Annotated in this window: 26 protein-coding genes; 13 read left to right on the top strand and 13 right to left on the bottom strand. The window is 69.6% G+C overall.

Translation table 11 applies throughout. The features are described from left to right. The first annotated feature begins 185 nt into the window (after positions 1-185). A complete protein-coding gene (locus KME78_RS05150; protein ID WP_219527574.1) occupies positions 186-359 on the top strand; it encodes a hypothetical protein in 174 nt (57 codons plus the stop codon). A 107-nt stretch (positions 360-466) separates the two neighbouring features. Here KME78_RS05150 and KME78_RS05145 read toward each other — a convergent pair whose 3' ends face one another. The 3 genes from KME78_RS05145 to KME78_RS05135 all read right to left on the bottom strand — a co-directional run bounded on the left by KME78_RS05145 (position 467) and on the right by KME78_RS05135 (position 2,377). Continuing rightward, the gene (locus KME78_RS05145) at positions 467-832 is read right to left on the bottom strand and encodes a hypothetical protein (protein ID WP_219527573.1); all 366 of its coding nucleotides are present in this window, start codon (positions 830-832) and stop codon (positions 467-469) included. 365 nt (positions 833-1,197) lie between these two features. After that, positions 1,198-1,611, bottom strand: a complete 414-nt coding sequence (locus KME78_RS05140; RefSeq protein WP_219527572.1) for a DUF4259 domain-containing protein — start codon at positions 1,609-1,611, stop codon at positions 1,198-1,200. Positions 1,612-1,912: 301 nt separating this feature from the next. Then, the gene (locus tag KME78_RS05135) at positions 1,913-2,377 is read right to left on the bottom strand and encodes a hypothetical protein (RefSeq protein ID WP_219527571.1); all 465 of its coding nucleotides are present in this window, start codon (positions 2,375-2,377) and stop codon (positions 1,913-1,915) included. 424 nt (positions 2,378-2,801) lie between these two features. On the opposite strand from KME78_RS05135, the gene KME78_RS05130 reads away from it, so the two are divergent. From KME78_RS05130 to KME78_RS05115, 4 genes are all read left to right on the top strand, one after another. Continuing rightward, complete coding sequence (locus KME78_RS05130; protein WP_219527570.1) at positions 2,802-3,143, top strand: ArsR/SmtB family transcription factor; 342 nt, start codon at positions 2,802-2,804, stop codon at positions 3,141-3,143. Positions 3,144-3,146: 3 nt separating this feature from the next. Next, the gene (locus KME78_RS05125) at positions 3,147-3,653 is read left to right on the top strand and encodes an SRPBCC family protein (RefSeq protein WP_219527569.1); all 507 of its coding nucleotides are present in this window, start codon (positions 3,147-3,149) and stop codon (positions 3,651-3,653) included. Next, positions 3,653-4,273 carry a dihydrofolate reductase family protein gene (locus KME78_RS05120; RefSeq protein ID WP_219527568.1) on the top strand — a complete coding sequence of 207 codons (621 nt, stop codon included), beginning with the start codon at positions 3,653-3,655 and terminating at the stop codon, positions 4,271-4,273. The genes KME78_RS05125 and KME78_RS05120 overlap by 1 nt, the downstream gene beginning before the upstream one ends. A 96-nt stretch (positions 4,274-4,369) precedes the next feature. Then, positions 4,370-4,705: a hypothetical protein gene (locus KME78_RS05115; protein ID WP_219527567.1), complete on the top strand. Its 336-nt coding sequence runs from the start codon at positions 4,370-4,372 to the stop codon at positions 4,703-4,705. Here KME78_RS05115 and KME78_RS05110 read toward each other — a convergent pair. From KME78_RS05110 to KME78_RS05095, 4 genes are all read right to left on the bottom strand, one after another. Then, the gene (locus KME78_RS05110; RefSeq protein ID WP_219527566.1) at positions 4,662-5,498 is read right to left on the bottom strand and encodes a response regulator transcription factor; all 837 of its coding nucleotides are present in this window, start codon (positions 5,496-5,498) and stop codon (positions 4,662-4,664) included. The two genes, KME78_RS05115 and KME78_RS05110, sit on opposite strands and share 44 nt — an antisense overlap. Positions 5,499-5,634: 136 nt before the next feature. Then, a complete protein-coding gene (locus tag KME78_RS05105) occupies positions 5,635-6,519 on the bottom strand; it encodes a sensor histidine kinase (RefSeq protein WP_219527565.1) in 885 nt (294 codons plus the stop codon). A 542-nt stretch (positions 6,520-7,061) separates the two neighbouring features. Beyond that, the gene (locus tag KME78_RS05100) at positions 7,062-7,550 is read right to left on the bottom strand and encodes a hypothetical protein (protein ID WP_219527564.1); all 489 of its coding nucleotides are present in this window, start codon (positions 7,548-7,550) and stop codon (positions 7,062-7,064) included. 253 nt (positions 7,551-7,803) lie between these two features. Beyond that, positions 7,804-9,051, bottom strand: coding sequence for a glycoside hydrolase family 18 protein (locus tag KME78_RS05095; protein ID WP_219527563.1), 1,248 nt, complete (start codon positions 9,049-9,051; stop codon positions 7,804-7,806). 92 nt (positions 9,052-9,143) lie between these two features. Here KME78_RS05095 and hemW point away from each other — a divergent pair, with 92 nt between their 5' ends. Further along, positions 9,144-10,367 carry a radical SAM family heme chaperone HemW gene (gene hemW, locus KME78_RS05090; protein WP_219527562.1) on the top strand — a complete coding sequence of 408 codons (1,224 nt, stop codon included), beginning with the start codon at positions 9,144-9,146 and terminating at the stop codon, positions 10,365-10,367. On the opposite strand, the gene KME78_RS05085 is transcribed toward hemW, so the two are convergent. From KME78_RS05085 to KME78_RS05075, 3 genes are read right to left on the bottom strand one after another with little or no spacing between them, the layout of a single operon-like run. Beyond that, positions 10,360-11,046: a DUF4870 domain-containing protein gene (locus KME78_RS05085; RefSeq protein ID WP_219527561.1), complete on the bottom strand. Its 687-nt coding sequence runs from the start codon at positions 11,044-11,046 to the stop codon at positions 10,360-10,362. The two genes, hemW and KME78_RS05085, sit on opposite strands and share 8 nt — an antisense overlap. Next, positions 11,043-11,852 carry a DUF3097 domain-containing protein gene (locus tag KME78_RS05080; protein WP_219527560.1) on the bottom strand — a complete coding sequence of 270 codons (810 nt, stop codon included), beginning with the start codon at positions 11,850-11,852 and terminating at the stop codon, positions 11,043-11,045. Before KME78_RS05080 ends, KME78_RS05085 begins: the two co-directional genes overlap by 4 nt. A gap of 17 nt (positions 11,853-11,869) precedes the next feature. Continuing rightward, positions 11,870-12,685: a hypothetical protein gene (locus tag KME78_RS05075; RefSeq protein ID WP_246650395.1), complete on the bottom strand. Its 816-nt coding sequence runs from the start codon at positions 12,683-12,685 to the stop codon at positions 11,870-11,872. A 144-nt stretch (positions 12,686-12,829) separates the two neighbouring features. On the opposite strand from KME78_RS05075, the gene hrcA reads away from it, so the two are divergent. Continuing rightward, complete coding sequence (hrcA, locus tag KME78_RS05070) at positions 12,830-13,843, top strand: heat-inducible transcriptional repressor HrcA (protein ID WP_214638424.1); 1,014 nt, start codon at positions 12,830-12,832, stop codon at positions 13,841-13,843. 11 nt (positions 13,844-13,854) lie between these two features. After that, positions 13,855-14,994 carry a molecular chaperone DnaJ gene (dnaJ, locus tag KME78_RS05065; RefSeq protein ID WP_219527559.1) on the top strand — a complete coding sequence of 380 codons (1,140 nt, stop codon included), beginning with the start codon at positions 13,855-13,857 and terminating at the stop codon, positions 14,992-14,994. Here the strand turns inward: dnaJ and KME78_RS05060 are convergent. After that, positions 14,981-15,646, bottom strand: coding sequence for a sensor histidine kinase (locus KME78_RS05060; RefSeq protein ID WP_219527558.1), 666 nt, complete (start codon positions 15,644-15,646; stop codon positions 14,981-14,983). The genes dnaJ and KME78_RS05060 overlap by 14 nt on opposite strands. A 108-nt stretch (positions 15,647-15,754) precedes the next feature. Here KME78_RS05060 and KME78_RS05055 point away from each other — a divergent pair, with 108 nt between their 5' ends. Further along, entirely contained in the window at positions 15,755-16,489 is a 735-nt protein-coding gene (locus KME78_RS05055) for a 16S rRNA (uracil(1498)-N(3))-methyltransferase (RefSeq protein WP_219527557.1), read from the top strand. A 16-nt stretch (positions 16,490-16,505) separates the two neighbouring features. On the opposite strand, the gene KME78_RS05050 is transcribed toward KME78_RS05055, so the two are convergent. Beyond that, complete coding sequence (locus KME78_RS05050) at positions 16,506-17,162, bottom strand: hypothetical protein (protein ID WP_219527556.1); 657 nt, start codon at positions 17,160-17,162, stop codon at positions 16,506-16,508. Beyond that, on the bottom strand, positions 17,159-17,638 hold the full coding sequence (locus KME78_RS05045) for a SigE family RNA polymerase sigma factor (protein ID WP_214638568.1): 480 nt from the start codon (positions 17,636-17,638) through the stop codon (positions 17,159-17,161). Before KME78_RS05045 ends, KME78_RS05050 begins: the two co-directional genes overlap by 4 nt. A 357-nt stretch (positions 17,639-17,995) precedes the next feature. On the opposite strand from KME78_RS05045, the gene KME78_RS67015 reads away from it, so the two are divergent. From KME78_RS67015 to KME78_RS05025, 4 genes are all read left to right on the top strand, one after another. Next, entirely contained in the window at positions 17,996-19,969 is a 1,974-nt protein-coding gene (locus KME78_RS67015) for a vWA domain-containing protein (RefSeq protein ID WP_219527555.1), read from the top strand. Beyond that, entirely contained in the window at positions 19,966-21,267 is a 1,302-nt protein-coding gene (locus tag KME78_RS05035) for an extracellular solute-binding protein (protein ID WP_219527554.1), read from the top strand. Before KME78_RS67015 ends, KME78_RS05035 begins: the two co-directional genes overlap by 4 nt. Before the next feature lie 4 nt (positions 21,268-21,271). Then, entirely contained in the window at positions 21,272-21,622 is a 351-nt protein-coding gene (locus KME78_RS05030; protein ID WP_219527718.1) for a histidine triad nucleotide-binding protein, read from the top strand. Between the two features lie 104 nt (positions 21,623-21,726). After that, positions 21,727-22,755 (top strand): PhoH family protein, encoded by a 1,029-nt coding sequence (locus KME78_RS05025; RefSeq protein WP_219527553.1) that lies wholly within the window; start codon positions 21,727-21,729, stop codon positions 22,753-22,755. The last annotated feature ends 7 nt before the right edge of the window (positions 22,756-22,762 follow it).

Raw genomic sequence — 22,762 nt, 5'->3', positions numbered from 1 at the left:
CCAGCGTCGAGAACGCCGTCAGCTCCAACGCCACGTTGATCAGATCCGTCGGATGGTTCTTCACCCACGTGCCCGTAGCATCGCGGCGACCGCAGCACCACCCAGCCCGAAGGCCGCCATGGCTGCGAAACTCCTGGGGGCCACTCACCGCCGTCCAATTCGCATCAGCCGCGCCCCGAGTCAGAGTGAGCCTGCGCGTCACATGTGACCAGGAAGTCCTCACCACGTTCCACGCCCGGATCGCCATCGACCACAAGGACGGCCTGTTCGCCGACTGGTACGAGGTGGACCACGACTACTACGAACAGCTACCTGGCCATGTCTTACACCCTCGTGTCCCCATGCCGGGATGGTGGTAGCTACCGGGCGCGTGCCTCCATCGTCGGCACGTTCACCAACGGCGAGCCCTACAAGGTGCAGGACGAGAGTTCCAGCAGCCACGTGGACTGCGACCACCCCGAACCGATCACCTGAGGGCCTGTCGGCTGCCGCTCACGACTCCCCACGGCGGGCACTCGATCACCGTACGGCCGAGCGGCGGCACCACCTCAAACGCCCAATGGGCCGCAACCTCAGGTTTGGCCCGAGGGATGTCCTCAGTGCTGAAGGCGGGCACTGTCGTGACGTCCGGCCTCCAGCCGGGCCACACGCCCCAGCCCTCACCCCACCAGGCAACCCGCCACACGTGCCGCCCCTCATCCAGCTCGGCTATGTCCGCGTGGTCCGCGGGCGTGCCTGGGCGGCGAGACCACCAGAGCCGCCGCACGAACGTGTGACCGTGCTGCCGGGCGCGCTTGCGGCCAGGAAGGTGCATGCGTTCAGCGTCGCACATGGTGTCACGCTTGTCGCCGCTACCAGCACGTTCACCCCGTCCGCTGTCACCCTCAAGCGGTAGTCAGCAGTTCGTGGAGCCACGCGCTGGCGGTTGGTCGGGCCGGCGTGACACCAGCAGTGCGTCCAACCGCGCCATCCAGGCGGCGGCGCAACGCGGCAATGATCGCTTCCACGTGGGTGATCGGCGGTCACGTCACGCTCGCACCCGGAACGAGGAACCTCTCGCCTTCCGAGATGGGCTCAACGCTCTCCGCCCGGCCAGCCTCCATCCCATCGGAACGCCCCGCCGACAAAGCCGCTATGGGGAACCGTCACCGCAGAGCGCCAGGCGACCGTCGCATGCGGAAGGCATTCAGAGGTCGTTCACCTGCTCCCCAGAGCACCGCGAATGCCTTCTATGACGGCTACGGCCTCCGGAGAGGAGCCGCTCTCCTCCCAGAGTTCCAGCCACTCCGAGTCTTCGCCCACCACCCGGTCCAGCGCCCGCACGGCCAGCGCCGCGAGTTCGTCATCGACCTCCACCCTGCCGCCTTCCAGCAGGAAATCCGGCGCATAAGGCGAGGTGATCGGCACGCCGCTGCGTTGAGAGGCGACAATGGCCGCTGCCGCGATCGCCTCCACCGCCTCATCGCTGTCCAGATATTTCGCACGACCCGCAGCGCCTTTGAGTGCCTTGCGGATCAGAGCAGGACGCCGCTTAGGGGCTGCGTCGTGCAGATCACCGCACCAGTCGGCGGCCGAGTCGTTGTCGAACGGTCCCACATCCCATGTGCCCATGGCCGATTCATATCGGACCTCACCGACATTTATCCCCGCACCGTCACGACCGCTTCGGGTGCGACCTCCCATGCACTCGCCGAAGGTATTCCACAGCGTGTTCTGTGGCCGGGTCATGGCTCAGCCGTTCCCGGTAGAAATGGAGCCGATCCTCGCAATCATCGATGATTGCGCTCCACGTACGGGCCCAGATACGAAGCCCTCCCTCCCACTCGACGATGCAACCTGGCGGACGGTTCGGCGCGCTGGCATCACGTCTGACGATCTCCGCCATCCTGTGCTGTCCGTCGGCTTCGCCGCGTCAGTCTGCACCGGGGTAAGCGGTGCTGCGCCACCAGTCGCCGGCTTTCAGATGCTCGATCAGCCGTGAGTCGGTGACCACCACGTCGTAATCGGCCCCAACGCGTATCTCCTCGCATCGGAGGAAGGCCGCGGCGGATTCAGGGGACATCTCGTCGAACGGCCCTTCATCCTCCCAGGGAAATCCTCTGCCACTTTCGGACAGCCGTTCTTCGGCCGCCTCCGTGAAGGGGTAGTTGCGCGTCGCAGTCCGCTCCACACTCTCGACGAAGTCGCGATCCATCCCGTCGTCCTCGTCAACAAGAAGGTCCAGTATGGTCTCATCCTCTTCCAGATCACGGAGGAAGAAGCTCTTGTCAGGCAGCGGCCAGTGCCATACGTCCGGGTTGAAGGCAGTTACCCGCAGTTGTATGCGGCGGCGCGCTGGATCGACGGCCAGCACCCTTACCGCGTAGAGATCGGTCACAACGCCATTCTCTGCTTGGGCAGCCCCGCATCGTCGAAGGCTCAAACTAAGCCTCCGCGCCCTGCGCGAGCACACCGCCGCCCCAGTCGCAAGGCGAGAGCACACCGCGCCGCTCTGGACCTCAACGCAATCTGGAAGTGATCACCATTGAGAAAACCTCTGTGGTCTCTACCTTGAAGAACGAGCTGGGGCAGAGCCGGAGCTTCATCGCGAAGCTGGGCAAGGAAGCCTAATGAGCGAGGCGTCGGCCGCCAGCCGTTGGCGTGCTGCTCACCCATCGCCCTCCCTGCCCGCCGCTGTCGCGTGTGCCGTCTCCGGGATACGCGTTTCCGCAGCCGCTGACAAGGGTCGCGATCGTCATCTGACAAGACCCGCCTGATTCCTCCCGCTTGACGCATGCCGATATGGGAATATGATGGCTGCCATGGCACGAGCAGCGACGACGTCGGACGTCTTCAACGCGATCGCCGAGCCGCAGCGCCGGGAGATCCTTGCGCTGCTGCGGGCGGGTGAGCGGCCGGTGACCGAGGTGGCCCAGGAGCTGGGGATGACCCAGCCGGGGGCCTCCAAACACCTGCGGGTGCTCCGGGAGGTCGGGCTGGTGCGGGACCGCAAGGCAGGCAAGCAGCGCCTGTACGGCCTCGACGCCCGTGGGCTGCGACCGGTCCACGAGTGGACCGGCGGGTTCGAGCGGTTCTGGAACGAGAGCTTCGACCGGCTGGACGCGTACGTGCAGGACCTCAAGCAAGCAAGGCAAGAGGAGTGACCAATGGCAGCGACAGGACGGGACGCGCCGGCGCAGTCAGCGACGGCCGACCGCGAGATCGTGATCTCCCGGGTCATCAGTGCCCCACGGGAGCTGGTGTTCGAGGCGTTCACCGAAGTCCGGCACCTGTCGCGATGGTGGGGGCCGGAAGGGTTCACCACCACGACGCGGGCGTTCGAGTTCCGCGTCGGCGGGGCGTGGGACTTCGTGATGCACGGACCGGACGGAACGGACTACCAAGAGTGGATCACCTGGACCGAGATCGCCCCGCCGCAGCGGATCGCGCTGCTGCACGGTGAGTCCCACGACGACCCGAACGCTTTCGAGTCGGTCCTCACGTTCGCGCCCGACGGCGCGGCGACCCGGATCGAGATGCGCACGGTGTTCCCCACCAAGGAACTGCGTGACGAGGCGGTCGAGAAGTACCACGCGATCGAGGGCGGCCGGCAGACCCTGGGCAACCTGGCTGCCTACGTCGCCGAGATCGTTCAGAAGGGAGTTGAGGACTGATGGCCGGAAAGGTGTTCTTCAGCGTGTCCATGTCGCTGGACGGTTTCATCGCGCCCGAGTCCCTCGGGGACTTGATGGGGCAGCAGTGGATGGAACTGCAGCAGTGGATATTCCCGCAGCGTTTCTTCCGGGAGAACCTGAAGCTCGGCGAGGGCGGCAAGGAAGGGCGCGACAACGACATCGTGCGGGAGACGTTCGAACGCACCGGCGCCAGCGTGATGGGCAAGCGCATGTTCGACGCCGGCGAGCAGATGTGGCCGGAGGAGGCGCCGTTCCACACACCGGTCTTCGTCGTGACGCACGAGAAGCGTGACCCCTGGGAGCGGCCGGGTGGGACCACCTTCCACTTCGTCAACGACGGCATCGAGACCGCGCTCGACCAGGCCCGTGAGGCCGCCGGCGACCGAGACGTCCGCATCGCGGGCGGCGGCGCGACGATCCTGGAGTACGTGAACGCCGGCCTGATCGACGAGTTCTCGATCGCGCTCTCACCTGTGCTGTTCGGCTCCGGAATCCGCCTGTTCGAGGGCGTGGACGCGGGCCGCGTGGCCCTGGAGCCGCTCCGCGCGGAGCCGACGCAGCGGGTGACCCACCTGACCTACGCGGTCCGGGAGCGGTAGGCCGGTCCGGAGCCCTGGATCCCCGTGCACGTCGGCGATTCTGTCGGTGGCGCCCGCTACCTTCTTGTCCGAACACCTGTGCGATAGGAGGGTGACATGATTGCCGCTGAGCAATTCGAGCGTGCTGCTGTGCTGGGGGTCGCCGTGGCGGAAGAGATGCGGCGGTTGCTGAGGCTCCACGCGGTTCCGGGCGAAGAGGAGCGTGACGGGACTGTCCTGGTCGACGTTCCCTATCCTGACGCCGCCCTGGTGGTGGCTGTGCTCGATGTGGCCGCCGACTGTTTCGGCGAACGCGGCGGCTCGGTCGAGGAGACCCGGCAGGCCGCCCTGGAGACGGTCTTACAGCTGGCGGGCTTCGATGACGACTCCCAGCTCAACCGCGCCGAGGTCAGGGGGCCGGGCGGGCCAGACCGTGGCGGTACGCGTACGTGACGGCCTGCGCGCGGTCTCTCAGGCGGGCCTTGGCGAAGAGGTTGTTGATGTGGGTCTTGACGGTGGCCTCGCTGATGAAGAGCCGGGTGGCGATCTCGGTGTTCGACAGGCCGTCGGCGATGAGCCGTAGCACTTCGACCTCGCGCGGCGTCAGACCGTCGCGCGCGCCGGCGAGCGCTTCGTCGCCGGTGCTCCTTGTCGTGTCCGCGCTGCTGGGGGTGCGCCGTTCGAGGGTCGCATCCGGCCTGCCAAGGGACGGTACGGGAGGCTGCTGGAGAGTGGCGGGAGGGTGTTCGTGCGGGTCGAGACCAGGCCAGCCGTCGTCAGGAGCGGTCCGGTGCGGCTGTACGCCCCAGGGCCGGCTGTCGTCGGGAGCCGTCATGGCGTCGAGGAGGCGGCGTTGGACAGTGGGGTCGAGCTGCGCGTTGCCGCGTACGACGGTGGCGATGGCCTTGGCGATCTCGTCCGAGTCCGCGCTCTTGGTGAGGAAGCCGCGTGCGCCCGCCCTGAGCGCGGCGAACACCGACTCGTCATCCGAATACGTCGTGAGCACCACCACCTGGGTGTCTGGGTGTTCGGCGCGGATGCGGCGGGTGGCCTCGACGCCGTCCATGCGCGGCATCCGGAGGTCCATCAGCGCCACGTCGGGCTGCCGCTCCGCGACCAGGCGGAGCGCCGCCTCACCATCCCCTGCCGAACCGACCACCTCGATCCCCGGCAGGAGACCGAGCAGCAGGACCAGCCCCTCACGGACGACGGCCTGGTCGTCGACCACTACGACCGTGACGCTCATGATCCGGCCACCGCGACCCACGGGGAGGGGTTGTCGGATGTAAGGGAGGTCATGCCCGAACCCCGCGGGTGGACGGCCATACGTGAGCCCCGCAGGTGGACGCGGAAGCCGCCGTCCGTCTCGCCCGCGCACGGGTTCATGCCGGGACCCACAAACGGACCTGGAAACCGTCGGTCGTCTCGCCCGCTGACAGGGTGCCGCCGAGAAGCTCGGCTCGTTCGCGCATGCCCACGAGGCCATATCCTCCCCCAGGTGTGCCTGGCTCGGCGCTGGCGGGGTTGGTGATGCGCAGGTCGCATGAGCCGGGCTCGTACAGCAGCCTGACCGTGGCCGGAGAGCCGGGCGCGTGCCGCCGTACGTTTGTCAGAGCCTCCTGGGCCGTACGCAGCAGGGCGAGCTCCGCCTCCGGGGGCAGGCGGTGTTCCGCGCCCGAGATGTGCAGTGTGCACGGACGGCCGGTGGTCGCCTGGAAGTCCTCCGCCAGAGTCCGCAGCGCCTGCGGAAGGGCCGGTGGGTCTTCGCGCAGGGCCGACACCGCTCGCCGGGCCTCCTCCAGCCCGGATTTGGCCAGGTCGCGGGCGTGGACCACACGGTCGAGTGCTTCGTCGGTCTTGTCCGCGCGGAGCAGCAGCTTTGCGCCCTCCAGGTGCACGAGTTGCGCCGACAGCGAGTGGGCGAGGATGTCGTGGATCTCCCTGGCGATCCGCGCTCGTTCGGCGAGTACGGCCTCGCGGGCTTCGGCGGCTCTGGCCGCGCGGCGTTCCTTGACCGAGTAGGCCACCAGGAACACCAGGCAGGCGCTGAGGATGAGGCTGAGATCGCGACCCAGCCGCCCGTGGATCGCCCCCTCCACGAGCAGCCCGCCGATGGCCAGGACCCCGATCGGCGCCGAGTGGCGCAGCGGCAGCCGGACCGCCGCGATGCCGAGGCAGTAGAGCAGTACGGCGAGCGCCGGACCGCCGTCGGCCACCGCGTCGAGGATGATCGCGAGAACGACCGCCAAGCCGAGCGCTATCGCCATGACAGGCACCCGGGACGTGGCCGTCGCGGCAGACGTTCGGGACGCGATCGCTCTGACGGATCGGAGGGACGCGGTCGTCATACGGGAAACGCGGGATGTGATCGCTCCTGCCAGTGCGCCGAATGCGATTCCTTTTCGCGACACACTGACAGGCTCGGACGGGCGCGGCGCCTCGTGGTCCAGCGGTGGTCGGAGCATCACTTGGTCCTGAGGTGGTCGGGACGGAGCTCGGCCTGGCAGGCGCGGGAACGGCGTCTGGTCCAGCGGGGATCGGGACGCCGCTTCGTCTGGCAGGGGTTGGGCCGGCGGTTGGGGTGGGGAGGGGGGTGGGGCCTTGGGGGCCTGTCGGGGTGCGGACGTCCTGCGGGCCAGGGGGAGTTGGACGACGAGCAGAATGATCACGATGGCCGAGGTCAGTGCGGTGACCTTCAGGCTGGTGCCGGTCAAACCAAGCGAGGGCTTAGCCCGTATTTGTGCCCATACGAACACCACGATCGCCCCCACCCGCAGCACGAAGGGGACGATCTTTGACGGGTCAGGCATCACTCCACGAAGTTATCCGCCCGCACGGTCGCAGCGGAAAGGGCGCGGCCGCGACGGGCGACGAGGAGGGCCTGGGTGCCGATGGTCAGGCCGATGAAGAACAGGAGGCCGGAGGTCGTGACGGGCAGACCGAGGGCGGCGCCGGCGAAGTAGAGACCCACGCGGCTCGCGAGCGAGGCCAGCCATGCCAGAAGGGTCAAGAGCGTGGCTTTCGACCAGGTCACTCCGGCCTCGTCCATCCAGACGCGTACGGTCGCGGCACGGATGGCGCCGAAGATCACGGCGGCGACGGCCTCCACGGCCCCCAGGCCCAGGCTGACGGCCAAATGGTCGCCGTCGATGAGGCCGCCGGTGAACACGCCCAGGACGATCATGGCGGCGGAAACGTAGACGATGCCGTTTCTGGCCGTTGGGCGGGTCATCATCTGCCGGTAAACGACGAAGACGGCGGCAGCGAGGATGAGCAGGGTGCTCTGTGTAGGGTCCATGGGCTTGACGGTAGGGACGAGGGGTGTTGCGGCGGATCGGACTGCGGGTTGAGTCCAGGATCTCCACCCTGGGGTGGAGACCGCGGTTCAGACGGCGTGCGCGCCCTACTGGGGCAGCACCCCCACAGGTCAGGGGCGGGACAGTGGGGAAGCGTGCCCGCAGCAGTATCGAGTGCGGCGGCGATGTCAGCGGAGGCCGGGCGGTGTGCGGGCGAAGCAGGAATCGCGCCCGCACACCACGATCACCGCGGCACTACCGGAGTACCGAGTACAGCGCCGACGTGAGCGAGGCCCGGGAGTCGTCCTCGTCGATTGACCACATCATCGACCCGCCCAGCCCCTTGAGCCGGATGTACGCCGCCTTCTGCAGCATCACCGCCGGATCGTCGTACGACCAGAACTCGTTCCCGTCGTACAGCCACAGCGTCCCCGTGCGCGGGTCCCGGTACCGCTTGCCCGGCTTGGTGACCAGGTCCTTGTAGTCCTCCGTCCCCGCCTCCCACTTGGCGGGCGCCGGGCCGGTGGCGGGCTTGTAGAGGCCGTCGCCGCCGGCCGTGACCCCGGTCCAGCCCTGGCCATAGGCGGGGACACCGACCACGATCTTGCTCGCGGGCGCGCCGCGTGACAAGAAGTCGCGTACCGTCTGGTCGACGCTGTACCGGATCGGGTTCGGGTCGCGGCGGTCCGTCAGCAGGTTGCCGTTGTGGCCGGTCTGGAGCTCCCAGTTGCCCCGCAGGTCGTATCCCTGGACGGTGGCGAAGTCGAGTTGCTTGAACGCCTGCCGCACCTCGAACCCGGCGTCGATCTTGGCCGCTGCGGCCGGCAGGAAGGCTGTCAGCTGCGACGACGCGGAGAACGCCCGTAGCCGGGAGCGCAGTTCCGTCACGAAGAGGGTGAAGTTCCGCTTGTCCTCGGGCCTGATGACGTTCCCGTCGGCGCCGGACGAACCTGGCCATTCCCAGTCGATGTCGATGCCGTCGAACACCCCGGCTCCGGCGCCCGGCTCCAGCCCCGGCAGGTCGCCGCGCAGCCACAGGTCGACGCACGACTGCGCCAGCTTGGCGCGGGACTCGGGGGTGAGTACGGCGTCGGAGAAGTAGCGGGAGCCGGTCCAGCCGCCCAGCGAGATCAGCACCTTCAGCCCCGGATGCTTGGCTTTGAGCTTGCGCAGCTGGTTGATGTTGCCGTTCAGGGCCTGTCCGGGCGCGTCGGCCACGCCGTCCACGCTCTGCTCGGCGGGCACCGGGCGCTGCCAGTCCGCCCATGGGTCGGCTGAGTAGCAGGTCCCTTCCGCGTTGACGAATCCGAAGGCGTAGTTGAGGTGCGTCAGCTTGGCCGCGGCGCCGCTGACATCGACGTCCTTGACGTGGTAGTTGCGGCCGTAGACGCCCCACTGGACGAAGTAGGCGACGCGCTTGAAGCCGGTATGCGCTTCGGCCGGCACCGCGATCGCCGAGAGGCCGAGGAGGAGTGAGAGCGAGATCAGGAGCTTTTTCTTCACCAGCTGTCTCCAGATAGGAAACTTTCCTAATAATTTCTCGGATCGTAGGGCCGCTGGATCTGGCAGTCAATGGCAGCGGGCACACTGGAGGCGTGCCATCCACCCTGCCCGACGGCGACGCCGCGCCCCCGTCCGGCGACCTGCCCGAGAGCGCGCTACGCGGTCTCGGTGAGCGTCCGTTCGGTTTCTACGTGCACGTCCCGTTCTGCGTGACACGCTGCGGCTACTGCGACTTCAACACCTACACCGCCGCCGAGCTGGGCCCCGGCGCCTCGCATCGCGACTACGCCGACACGGCCATCGAGGAGGTACGCCTGGCGCGACGCGTCCTCGGTGACGTGGAGCTGCCGGTCGAGACGGTGTTCTTCGGCGGTGGCACACCCACCCTGCTGCCCGCGGAAGACCTGGGCCGGATCCTCGGCGCGATCGACGCGGAGTTCGGGCTCAAGGCGGGCGCCGAGGTGACCACGGAGGCCAACCCCGAGTCGGTCGACCCCGCCTACCTCGGCAGGCTGCTGGACGGCGGCTTCAACCGGGTCAGCTTCGGCATGCAGAGCGCCAGGGAGCACGTGCTCAAGGTGCTCGACCGGCAGCACACGCCGGGCCGGGCGGCGCAGGCCGTACAGGAAGCCAAAAAGGCGGGCTTCGAGCACGTCAACCTGGATCTGATCTACAGCACGCCCGGCGAGTCCGACGACGACTGGCGGGCGTCGCTGGAGGCGGCGATCGCCGCCGAGCCCGACCACGTCTCCGCCTACTCGCTGATCGTGGAGGACGGCACGCGGCTGGCCGCCAGGATCAGGCGCGGCGAGCTGCCGATGCCCGACGACGACGTGGCCGCCGACCGCTACCAGATCGCCGACACGCTGCTGGCGCAGGCCGGGTTCCGCTGGTACGAGGTGTCCAACTGGGCCACCGACGACGACGCCCGGTGCCGGCACAACCTGCTCTACTGGACCGGCGGCGACTGGTGGGCCGCCGGCCCCGGCGCGCACAGCCACGTGGGCGGCACCCGCTGGTGGAACGTCAAGCACCCGGCCGCCTACGCCCAGCGCCTGGCCGCGGGCACCTCGCCCGCGCACGCCCGCGAAGTGCTCGCCGATGACGACCGCGAAGCCGAGCGCCTCATGCTGGAGCTGCGGCTGTCGTCCGGCTATCCGGTCGCCGACGTCGCTCCGGGCGCGCGTACGGCCGTCGCGGCGGCGCTGGGCGGCGGGCTGCTGGAGCCGGAGCCGTTCAAGGCCGGCCGGCTGGTCCTCACCCTGCGGGGGCGGCTGCTGGCCGACGCTCTGGTACGCGACCTGCTGGTCAGCTGACCATGCGGATGGAGATCGGGTAGCGGTAGTTCTCGCCCTTGTTGGCGGCGAGGGCGGCCTGGATGTGGAAGATCAGCGACACGATCCAGATGATCGGGAACAGGACGAGCCCGATCAGGACGATGGTGAGCGCGCCCGCGATGATGTAGCCGATGAACATCGTGATCTGGAAGTTCAGCGCCTCGGCCGACTGGTCGCGGACATAGGGGGACTCGTCCCGCTTCATCAGGTAGATGATCAGCGGACCGATCCACGAGACGAGCAGGCCGAGCAGGTGGGCCAGCATGGCCATCGTGGTGTCGTCGCTGCCCGGACGCGGGCCGTAGACGCCGGGGACGTGTGGCGGACGCTGCTGCGGGCCCGCGTAGCCGTAACCGGGCTGCTGGTAGCCGGGCGGCGGCGTGGGCGGCTGCCCGTAGGCGTAACCACCCTGCGGACCGGAGCCATAACCGGGACCAGATCCAGGCCCTGGGCCGTAGCCGGGCTGAGCGCCATATCCGGGCTGGGCCCCATATCCAGGCTGGGAGCCGGGCTGGGAGCCGGGCTGGGCTCCGTACCCCGGCTGCGAGCCGGGCTGAGCGCCATACCCAGGTTGCGGGGGTTCGGGGTTGATGTCTGACTGTGAGATGCGCCGCGTGGCATCGTCGTCCGACGGTGGCTGCGGGGGATCCTGGCTCATGACGCCTCCGTAACGAAGTCGATCAGTTCCTCGACCCGGCCGAGCAGCTCGGGCTCCAAGTCTGTGTAAGCCGACACGGCGCCGAGGATCCGCCGCCACGCGTCGGCCGGCTCCACCCGCCAGCCCAGGGCGGCGATCACGCCTTCCTTCCACGGCACCCCGCGCGGTACGTCCGGCCAGGCCGGGATCCGCACCACGGAGGGCTTGACCGCCTGCCAGATGTCCACGTACGGATGCCCCACGACGAGCACGTGGGGCGAGGTCACCTGGGCGGCGATCCGGCTCTCCTTGGAACCCGGGACGAGATGGTCGACCAGCACACCCAGCCTACGTCCCGGCGAAGGGCCGAACTCGGCCACGATCGCGGGCAGGTCGTCGACGCCCTCCAGGTACTCGACCACGACGCCCTCCACCCGGAGGTCGTGGCCCCAGATCTTCTCCACGAGGGCGGCGTCGTGCACGCCTTCCACGTAGATGCGGCTCTCCTTGGCCACCCGGGCCCGCAGCCCCTCCACGGCTATCGAGCCGGACGCGGTACGTCTGGGCCCGGCGGCGGGCGTGGCGGCCGGCCGTACGAGCGTCACGACCTTGCCCTCCAGCAGGAACGCGGCCGGCGCCAGCGGGAACAGGCGGCGCTTGCCGAAGCGGTCCTCCAGCGTGACGGCCTCCTTGTCGCAGGCCACCACGGCGCCGCAGAAGCCGCTCTCGGCGTCCTCCACGACCAGATCGAGTTCGGCGGGCACCTGAGGGATCTTGCCCTTGCCCGGACGCCGCCAATTCCCCGCGAGAACATCACCCTCGTACACACGGGGACCGTAGCAAATCACCCGCCTGACGCAAGGCGCTTGCGGTGAGAGCTTCGGCGGGTCACGACCATGATCGTCGTGATGATGGCGGCCAGCACGCCCAGCCCCGGGATCACCACCAGCGCCGCCACGCCGCCCACCAGGCCGCCCGCGCTGGCCACGAGGTCGCGGCCGACGCCGAAGCGCGCGTTCGACGGCTCCTGGGTCGCGCAGGTGAGCTGGTAGTCGCCCTTGGCCGGCGCGTTGACCACGAGGATGAGCTGCCACTTGGTGGCGCCCTCGGAGACGGTCTCGGTGCCGGAGACCTTGGCCAGCTTGGCCTGGCCGGGGCCGCCGTCGATCCGGCACGTGTAATGGACCTGGCCCGTGCTGGACAGGTACACCGCCGGCTTGTCCGCCGGGTCCAGCGGCACGGTGACACTCTCGCCCGCCGCGAACGTCTTGGACGGAGCCGCCGCGGTCACCGTGTTGAACACGCCGCCCACGAACAATCCCACCCCGGCCAGCACACAGAGCAGGGCCAGCCCCCAGACGACCGCGATCCACCGCATCCGCGGCCTGATCAGCTTCGGGTCCACCTGCGGGCCGAATCGCTGCGGCTGCCCGAAAGGTCCCGGCTGGTACGGCTGACCATAGGGGCCGGTCTGGTAGGGCTGCTGGCCGTACTGGGGCTGGCCGTACTGAGGTTGACCGTATTGCGGCTGACCGTATGGGGGCGGGGGCGGAGGGCCGTATTGGGGAGGCTGACCCTGGTCGTACTGGGGAGGCTGACCCTGGTAGGGACCCTGGCCCGGCGGTGGACCGTAGGAAGGGGGCTGGGAATCGTCGGTCATATCGGCCAGTGTGAGCCCTATGGGCGGCCACTCGCTAGCACCGGCGTTATCGCACCTTGTGGGCGAGAGCCGTACACTTGGCACTCGGGAACACAGAGTGCTAGACCTGTCGTTTCTTGAAAGGCACAGGTAGGAGGTGAGCGCGTGCTCGACGATAGAAAGCTGGCGGTGCTCCGCGCCATTGTCGAAGACTACGTGTCCACCAACGAGCCGGTGGGCTCCAGAGCCCTCGCCGAACGCCACAACCTGAAGGTCTCCCCGGCGACGGTCAGGAACGACATGGCCGCGCTGGAGGAGGAGGGCTACATCACCCAGCCGCACACCAGCGCGGGCCGCGTGCCGACGGACAAGGGCTATCGCCTGTTCGTCGACCGGCTCTCGCAGGTCAAGCCGCTCTCCGGGGCGGAGCGCCGGGCGATCGAGACGTTCCTCGCGGGCGCGGTCGACCTCGACGACGTGGTCACCCGCACGGTGCGGCTGCTCGCGCAGCTCACCAGGCAGGTCGCGGTCGTGCAATACCCGACGCTGACCCGTTCGACGGTCCGGCACGTCGAGCTCGTGCCGCTGCACGACCGGCGGATCATGCTCGTGCTGATCACCAACACGGGCCGCGTCGAGCAGCGCGTGGTCGAGCTGCCCGAGGTGGTGGAGGACACCCGCATCGCGCACCTGCGTGCGGTGCTCAACGCCTGCCTCGACGGCTGCGGCCTGGTCAACGTGCCCGAGCTGGTCGCCGACCTGCCGGAGCGGCTGCCCGTCGAGGACCGCCCGGTGGTGGCCACGATCCTGTCGGTGCTGCTCGAGACGCTCGTCGAGCGCCACGACGAGAAGATCGTGTTCGCCGGTGCGGCCAACCTCGCCGGAGCCGACTTCTCGACCGGGCTGCGCGACGTGCTCGAAGCACTGGAAGAGCAGGTCGTGCTCATGCGGCTGCTCGGCGAGACTTCCACAGACACCCCGTCCACGCTCACCGTGCGCATCGGTTCCGAGAACCCGTTCCTCCGTGGCACGTCGATCGTCGCAACCGGATACGGTTCTGGTGACAACGAACTGGCCCGGCTCGGCGTGCTGGGTCCCACGAGGATGGACTACCCCGTGACGATGGGCGCCGTGCGCGCGGTGGCACGCTACGTCAGCCAGATCCTGGCTGCATCATAAGAGGTCGATAAGTGGCAAACAGCGACTACTACGCCACCCTCGGGGTGCGCCGTGACGCCAGTCCGGAAGAGATCAAGAAGGCCTACCGCAGGCTGGCCCGCGAACTCCACCCTGACGTCAATCCGGACCCCGCGACCCAGGAGCGGTTCAAGGAGATCACGCAGGCCTACGAGGTCCTGTCCGACGCCAACAAGCGTCAGATGTACGACCTGGGCGCCGACCCCTTCGGCGGCGCGGCCGCGGGTCAGGGCGCGGCCGGCTTCGGCGCGGGCTTCCCCTTCAGCGACATCATGGACGCCTTCTTCGGCACGGCCGGCGGCGCCCGAGGGCCCCGCTCGCGGGCCAGGAGAGGGCGCAACGCGACCATCCGCGTCGAGCTCGACCTGCGCGAGACCGCGTTCGGCACCACCCGCGAGCTGGTCGTCGACACGGCCGTGCTCTGCGAGGTCTGCCAGGGCGCGGGCGCCGCGTCGGGCACCCACCCCGACACCTGTGACATGTGCAACGGGCGTGGCGAGATCTCCCAGGTCACCCGGTCGTTCCTGGGCCAGGTCATGACCTCCAGGCCGTGCCCCCAGTGTGGCGGCTTCGGGACGATCATCCGGCACCCGTGCCAGGAGTGCTCGGGTGACGGCCGCGTGCGCACCCGCCGTACGATCAAGGTCCGCATCCCCGCGGGCGTCGAGGACGGCACGCACATCCAGCTCGCCGGCGAGGGCGAGGTCGGCCCCGGCGGCGGCCCGCCCGGAGACCTCTTCCTGGAGATCGTCGAGCGCCCGCACGAGATCTTCGAGCGGCGCGGCGACGACCTGCACTGCACGGTCCAGATCCCGATGACGGCCGCCGCACTCGGCACCAACCTCGCCGTGGAGACGCTCGACGGCTCCGAGGAGGTCGACGTGCGGCCGGGCACGCAGTCGGGCCAGGTCATCACGATGTACGGCCGGGGCGTGCAGCGGCTCAACGAGACGGGCCGCGGCGACCTGCTCATCCACGTCAACGTGGAGACCCCGCTGCGGCTCGACGAGACGCAGGAGGGGCTGCTGCGCGAGCTGGCCAAGCTGCGTGGCGAGGAGCGGCCGCCCGGTAAGTTCGCCCCCGGGCAGCAGGGGTTCTTCTCGCGGCTGAGAGACGCCTTCAACGGCCGCTGACCCGTCGTGGCACCAGTAGCTTGCGTGGGAGGGCCACCCGGGCGGTGATGCCGTGTGGCGGCGACGCGTCGAGCCACACCCGCGCGCCGAGCCGCTCGGCCAGCCTGCCGACCACGTAGTGGCCGAGGTAGCGGGTGGGAGCGGCGAAGAAGCGCCGCTCGCCGCGTAGCCGGGCGTTGGCGGCGGCGCGCTCGCCCTCGGTCATGCCCACGCCCTGGTCGACGATCGCGATGTGACACTCGCCCTCCCGGGTGCTGGCCCGGATCTCCACCTCGGTGTCGGGGGCCGAGCAGGTCAGCGCGTTGTCGACCAGTTCGGTCACCAGGTGCGCGATCTCGGCGACGACCGTACCCCTGACCAGGGCGTCGTCGACCTCGCCCAGCACCGCGCGGCCCGACCCGGCCGCGGTCAGCGCCGAGCGGAGCACATCGCGTACGGCGACGGGATCGCGCGAGCGGCGCTGACGGCCGGCGGCGGCGAGACGATGAGGCCCCTCCGATCCGGGATCCGCTGAGTCGGGGGCCTGGCCGGCGAGCCGGCGCGGCGCCGAGCGGGCGATCGTTGCAGGGACGGTGAGCAGGACGGTCAGCCGGGCCTTCAGCGCGCACGGCCAGTGCCGGGCGCGACGGGTGTCCCTGGACGGAACGGTCATCGCGCTGACCCCTCGTAGAGTGACGTCAGGAAGGTGCGATCTCGGCCAACCTTAATCGTTTCGTGATCGCTTGACTACCAGACGTGAAAAACTTTGGGGTGATCGCCGGTGACCGTGCCGGTTTTCCTGGCCGCCGGCCTCGCCGACCTCAGCGGGCCGGAGCTGGTCCTCGACGGCCCCGAAGGCCGTCACGCGGCCTCCGTCCGGCGCCTGCGCGCGGGCGAGCGGCTCGACCTGACGGACGGAGCCGGCACGGTCGCCGAGTGCGTGGTGCGTGAGGCGCTGAAGGACGCGCTCAGGCTGGACGTGCTCGGCCGTTACGAGGTGCCGCCGCCCGAGCCACGGCTGGTCGTCGTCCAGGGGCTGCCCAAGGGCGACAGGGGCGAGCTGGCCGTCGAGATGATGACCGAGGCGGGCGTCGACGTGATCGTGCCCTGGGCGGCGGCGCGCAGCGTCACCCAGTGGAAGGGCGACCGGGCGGCCAAGTCGTTGGCCAAGTGGCGTTCGACGGCCCGGGAGGCGGGCAAGCAGGCGCGCAGGTTCCACCTGCCGGAGGTGACCGAGCCGGTGTCCACGGCCGGGGTCGAGGCGCTGCTCGCCGGGGCGGCGCTCGGGCTGGTGCTGCACGAGGAGGCCGCCGAGCCGCTGTCGGGCGTGGCGCTGCCCGCCGGGGGCGACATCGTCGTCGTGGTGGGGCCCGAGGGGGGTGTCTCGGACGAGGAGCTGGCCGGGTTCAGGGCGGCGAAGGCGGTGCCGGTGCTGCTCGGCCCGACGGTGCTGCGTACCTCCACGGCGGGGGTCGCGGCGGCGGCCGTGCTCCTGGCCCGGACCGGTCGCTGGTAAGGCCGTCCTCAGCCCCTTACGGGGTGGAGATCACCGTGTCGCCGAGCGGGCTGGCGAAGGTGTTCGGCGTCGTGTCGACGTCGTCCGGTGGGCACTCCTCGGCCGGGCAGGTCGCGGCGGGCGTGCTCGTCTCCGGCGAGGACGGCGTGGGCGTCGGGGTCGATGTCGCCTCGTCCGTGGGGCAGTCCTCCGGTGGCTGCTCCTCGGCAGGGGTCGGGCACTTGGTCGGCGTCGGCGTCGGCGTCGGGGTCGACTTGGGCGTCGGCTTGCTGGTCGACTTGGCGGTCTCCGAGGCGGGCAAGGGCGCGGAGGTGATGGGGTCGGGCATCACGGCCGGGGGATCGTCCGGCGGCCGGGTCGGCTTGGGTGAGGCCGGTCGGCTGGTCGAGGAGTTGGCCGGCGGCTTGGACGTGAAGTCTTTCACCGGCTCGATGGTGTCCTGCTGCATGACCTTGTGCCGCAGGTCGGGGATGACCATCACGATCGTGCCCGCCACCAGCACCGCGCTGGCGGCGGCGGCGCCCGCTCGCCACCAGAACAGGTTGCGCACCCCGCGCCGCTCGATGCGGGCGCGGATGATCTCCAGTCCTTCCGGCGAGGGCACGACCGTGTCCGCCTCCGCGCGGAGCGCACGGCGCAGGACGTCGCCGTACTCGTCGGGGGACTGGGTCATGACATTTTCTCCAGGACGGATCGCAAGGCGGCCATGCCACGAGCTGTGTGGCTCTTGACCGCACCCTTGCTGATGCCCATGGCGTGGGCGATCTCAGCCTCGGACAGATCACCGTAGTAACGAAGGACGAGTGCCTCTCTCTGACGTGTTGGCAGGGACCTTAGCGCTTCGATGACGGCGGTGCGTTCGAGCTCGCCGATCGCGCCGTTCTCGGCGCTCGGAGCATCGGGCAGGCCCTTGGGCGCGTACTTCTCGACGACCGCGCGGTGACGCAGCACGGAACGGGACCGGTTGACGACGGATTGCCGCAGGTAGGCAAGTGCTTTGTCGGGATCGCGCAGTCTACGCCATGCGCCATGGATGGCGACGAACGTGTCCTGCACGACTTCTTCCGCGGTTGCCATGTCTCGCACCAGCAACACGGCGAGACGCACTAATGACCGAAAATGCGCGCTGTACAGCGCGGTCACGGCCATGTCGGCGTCCCACCCGACCGGCACCGCCCCCAGCGACCTGTCGGCCAAGAGGGTTTCGGTGGTCACATCATTGGGACGCGCGGCCTTCCCAGAGGGTTTACGCTCTTGCGGTTCCTTAGGGGGCATTACCCAGTCGTGTCCTCGCCAGGTGGCCTCGCCCGACCCTGAATCGTCTTATTTTTCGGCAGTCTTGCACACTAACCCTAACCGCGTGGATCTTCAGAAGCACGGCACGGCGGATTACCGATTCGCAACGGAGACAGGGGATTCAGTCCGATCTAGGATCGAGGCAGAATGCGGCGCCCCCAGTCACCCCGCAGAGCCGCCCCGGCCGCTCGGAGCGAGCGGTTGAAGGACGTGGCTGCCATCGTTACGCCGCTTTGGGCCTTTCTGGGGGCTGTGGCGGCGCCGCTGCTGGCGATCGGGCCTGGGGCCTTCATCGCGGCCGTCGTGGCGATCGTGATCCTGACCGTTCTCGTGGTGGTGGTCCTGCTCGGCGCCCGGCTCGGCCCCGTCGGGACGGCCGTCGCGTGGCTCGGCACCCTGCTGCGGGCGTTCTTCGGCGGGGTGTGGCGGCTGATCGTGTTCGCTGCCCTGCTGGTCAGGGCCGCCGTCGAGTGGGTGGGCCGGCGTACCGGGCCCCTGACGGCCGGGGCGCTCGGGTTCGTCGCCGGGGTGCTCGCGGTGGTGCTCGTCCTGCAGGGTGGGCCGCTCGTGCGGGTCGGACTGGGCTGGGCGCTCTCCAGCCCCTGTGACCAGCCGCTGGAGCTGCGGGTGCTCACCTCCGCCGAGAACGTGGCCGCCCTGCGCGCGGCCGGCCGCCGCTACGCCGACGAGAGCGCCGACCTGCGCGGCTGCCCGCGCGTGCGGTTCTCCGTGGCCCCCCAGCCGCCGCTCGCCACCATGTCCCAGGCCGCCAACAAGGAGTGGAACGACCCCGCCTCCTGGAACAGCAGCACCTACCGCGCGCTGATCGCGGTCCACCCCGACATCTGGATCCCCTCCAGCGCGGCCACCGAGGAATATCTCCGCCAGGCCTTCGCCAACCTGGGCCAGGTCACGTTCGACCGAATGGCCCCGGTGGCCACCTCCGCGCTGCTGGTCGCCTTCACGCCCGCGCTGGAGGCGCGGCTGGGCACGCGGTCCCCGCCCACGAACCTGTCCGGGATGCGGGACTGGCTGGAGAGCGTCGGGGCGCCCCTGGCCAGGCCGCGCGCCGACCTGTCGGAGATCGGGCTCATCGCCAGCGCCGGGCTCTACGGCGCCGACACCTCCAAGGACATCCCCGACGAGATGGCCTACACCCCGCCGAACCTCCCGCTGTCCGACGCCGCCAGCCTCCTCTGCCATGCCCGCGACCGCTTCGACACCGCCAGGGAACCGCTCGCCATGATCGTGCCGGAGCATCTCGTCTACGCGGTCAACAAGCACCAGGACCTGGGCGCGTGCGCTCCGGGGCGGCAGACGGCCGGCCTGTCCTGGCACCGGCTCGACGGACTGCCCACCCTCAGCTACCGCTACGTCCGGCTGAAGTGGGCCGATCAGTGGAACGACGCGCGCGAGCGGGCGGCGATCGACTTCCACGACTGGCTCGCCCAGGACAAGCTCGCCCCCTACGGCTACCGCGACTCGGCGGGTGTGTCCGACCGCAAGGAGCCCATGCCCCTCGGCAGGGAGCTCGACTCCGGGCAGGCCGACAGCGTCGAACCGGCCACCGTCGAACCGGCCCGGCTGATCGACCGCCTCGGCAAGGCGCATCCCGAGACGTCGTTCCTGCTGCTGGTCGACGCGTCGGGGTCGATGGGCAATCCGACCACGGGCGGCACGGCGCTGCAACGGGCCGGCTCAGGGGCCAGGACCCTGCTCAGGCGGCTGCGCGACGGCCGCGACACGGTCCGGCTGGCCACCTTCTCCGACTCCGGCGGGATCGGCGAGATCCTGGCGACGGGCACGGCTCAGGTGGCCGGCCGGCTGGAGGCGCTGGTCGTACACGGGCGCGACGCTCCGCTCGGGGACGTGCTGGCGCAGGCGGCCCCCCTGCTCGCGGACACCCCCAACCCGGTCGTGGTCATGCTGACCGACGGCGCTCACCAGGCGGGCGACCTCGATCGTACGGTGGCCGCCCTGCGGAAGGTGAAGGGGCTCAGGGTACGGCTGCTGCTCACCGGGGAGCAGCGGTGCGACGTGGACCACATCGACCGGTTGGTCAAGGCCGCCGGTGCGGCCGTCAAGTGCGCGCCCATCAGCCGGGCCGAGGCCACGACGCCGTACCAGGACCAGGTCGACGAGGTCGACAAGGAGCTGACGGAGCTGTGGCGGGAGCGCCCGTGACCGTGCGGCGATGGCGGGCCACGGCCGTGGGCGCGGCGGCGGGGGTGCTGCTCACGCTCGGTGTGGTCGGTGTCAAGGAGCGGCCGGCGCCCGCGGAGCAGTGCGTGGACGACGACGTGATCAGGGTCGCCACCGGCGATGACGTGAGCGTCGGCGGCGCGCGCAGGGAGCTGATCCGCCGCTGGAAGGGCCCGCTCGTCCAGATGATCGAGATCTCCCGGGTGGCCGACCTCAAGCGCGACGAGATGCTGGCCGCCGCCCAGGCCGACCCGTGCCAGGCCTATGACCTGCTGATCATCGACATGGCCTCGACGGCCGAGTTCGCCGCCGCCGGTCTGCTCAGCGAGATCCGGCCCGAGGATGTCCCCTCGGGCCTGGTGCCCCAGGCGCGCGAGAGCGGCCAGTGGGGCGGCAAGCAGTACGCGCTGCCGTTCGCGGTGGACGTGGGGCTGCTGTACCGCAGGGCCGACCTGCCGGAGCCGACGAGCTGGGACCAGCTCTGGCCGGCCGCCCGCCAGGCCGGGGCCGCCTACCGCCGCGGCGGGTACCTGGCGCAGCTCGCCGACTTCGAGGGCAGGACCGTGGGGCTGCTCGAACTGCTCCGCGCCTATGGCGCCACCGTGGTGGACGGCGACGGCGAGATCGTGCTCGACCAGGCCCCCAACGACCGGCAGGCGCTCGCCGCGCTGCGGTGGATGCGGCAGTGGCAGAGTGACCAGACGCTGGGGGACTCCTGGACGGACAAGGAGGCCGAAAGCCTGGCCGCCTTCGAGGGTGCCGGATATCTTCGGCACTGGCCGTACGCGGATCTGCAGCTGATCAACGACGGCAGGACGCCCTTCAAGCTGTCGAAGCTGCCCGGCCCCGCGACGCTCGGCGGCTCGAACCTCGCCATCACCGCCAGATCCACCAAGTACGACAGCGTCCTCAAGTTCGTGAAATATCTCCTCCGGCCGGACAACCAGCGGCAGCTGTTCGCCTGCGGTGGCTACGCCCCGGTCGTCGAGGCCGCCTACGAGGACGTGGACGTCTGCCCTGAAGCCGACGCGCGCGAGACGGGCACCCCGCCGACGCGTGACGACCTCCAGCGACTGGCCTCCGCGATCAAGGAGTCACTGCCGACGGCCACGCGGCCCAAACTGGAGCACTACACCCGGTTCAGCGAGGTGTTCCGGGCATGCGTGACGAAGTACGTCTTCGCCGCGGAGGAGCCGGCCCTTGGCGACATCGGGATCATCGCCGACGAACTGGAGGCGGCCAAGCTGGGCAGGACGGAGAAGAGCGAGCCGTGTGGGTAAGGTGCTGCCTGTGACCGACTGCCTCTTCTGCAAGATCGTGGCCAAGGAGATCCCGGCCGAGATCGTCCTTGAGAACGACCGGGCGCTGGCGTTCCGCGACATCAACCCGCAGGCTCCCACACACGTGCTGGTCATCCCGAAGGAGCATCACGCCGACGCGGCCGCCCTGGCCGCGGCGGACGACGGCCTGGCCGACGACGTGCTCAAGGCCGCGCACGCCGTGGCGGTGCAGGAGGGCGTGGCCGAGGGTGGCTACCGGGTGGTCTTCAACACCGGGCCGGGGGCCGGGCAGACGGTCTTCCACGTGCACGCCCACGTGCTCGGCGGGCGCGCTTTGACGTGGCCGCCGGGCTGATCCGCCCCGGTGATATTGACGCGAGCAATCGGCCTGGTCCCGGCTACGATGGGCGGAGAAGTACACCCGAACAGACCGGGAGGCATCAGGCCGCTGGCCTGCCCATGTCCGAACTACATGAATCCCGACGCACGGCACCTCCCTCGCGCACTCAAGCCAAGGTGCTGATACCGGACGAATACCCAATGGTCAGCCTCCTGGGCTCCCGCGATGAGCTGCTGCGCGTCATCGAGGGTGCGTTCAGGGCCGACATCCATGTGCGTGGCAACGAGATCACCGTCACCGGCAGCCCCGACGAGAGCGGCACCGTGGTGCGCCTCTTCGAGGAGCTGGTGGAGGTGCTGCGCAACGGCGGCGAGCTGACCCCCGACGCCGTCGAGCGGAGCATCGCCATGCTGCGCATGACGTCAGACCGCCCGGCCGAGGTGTTGTCGCTCGACATCCTGTCCTCACGTGGCCGGACGATCCGCCCCAAGACCGTCAACCAGAAGCGTTACGTCGACGCCATCGACCGGCACACGGTCGTGTTCGGCATCGGCCCCGCGGGCACCGGCAAGACCTACCTCGCGATGGCCAAGGCCGTGCGGGCGCTGCAGGAGAAGCGGGTCAACCGCATCATCCTGACGCGGCCCGCCGTCGAGGCGGGGGAGCGGCTCGGCTTCCTGCCGGGCACGCTCTACGAGAAGATCGACCCCTATCTGCGCCCCCTGTACGACGCGCTGCACGACATGGTCGACCCCGACTCGATCCCGAAGCTGATGGCGGCGGGCACGATCGAGGTGGCACCACTGGCGTACATGCGTGGTCGCACCCTCAACGACGCCTTCATCATCCTCGACGAGGCGCAGAACTCCTCGGCCGAGCAGATGAAGATGTTCCTGACCAGGCTCGGCTTCAATTCCAAGATCGTGGTGACCGGTGACGTCACGCAGGTCGACCTGCCCTCGGGCACGGTCAGCGGCCTGCGGGTGGTGCAGGAGATCCTCGACGGCATCAACGATATCCACTTCTCCCGGCTGACCAGCGCCGACGTGGTCCGCCACAAGCTGGTGAGCGAGATCGTCGACGCCTACGGCCGCTACGACGCGCTTCAGGAGCCGAACCAGATCCAGCACCGGGGGAAGCGACGTTGAGGAATCA

The sequence above is a fragment of the Nonomuraea guangzhouensis genome, from assembly GCF_019396345.1.
Lineage (GTDB): Bacteria > Actinomycetota > Actinomycetes > Streptosporangiales > Streptosporangiaceae > Nonomuraea > Nonomuraea guangzhouensis.
This window is presented reverse-complemented; position numbering and strand designations above follow the sequence as displayed.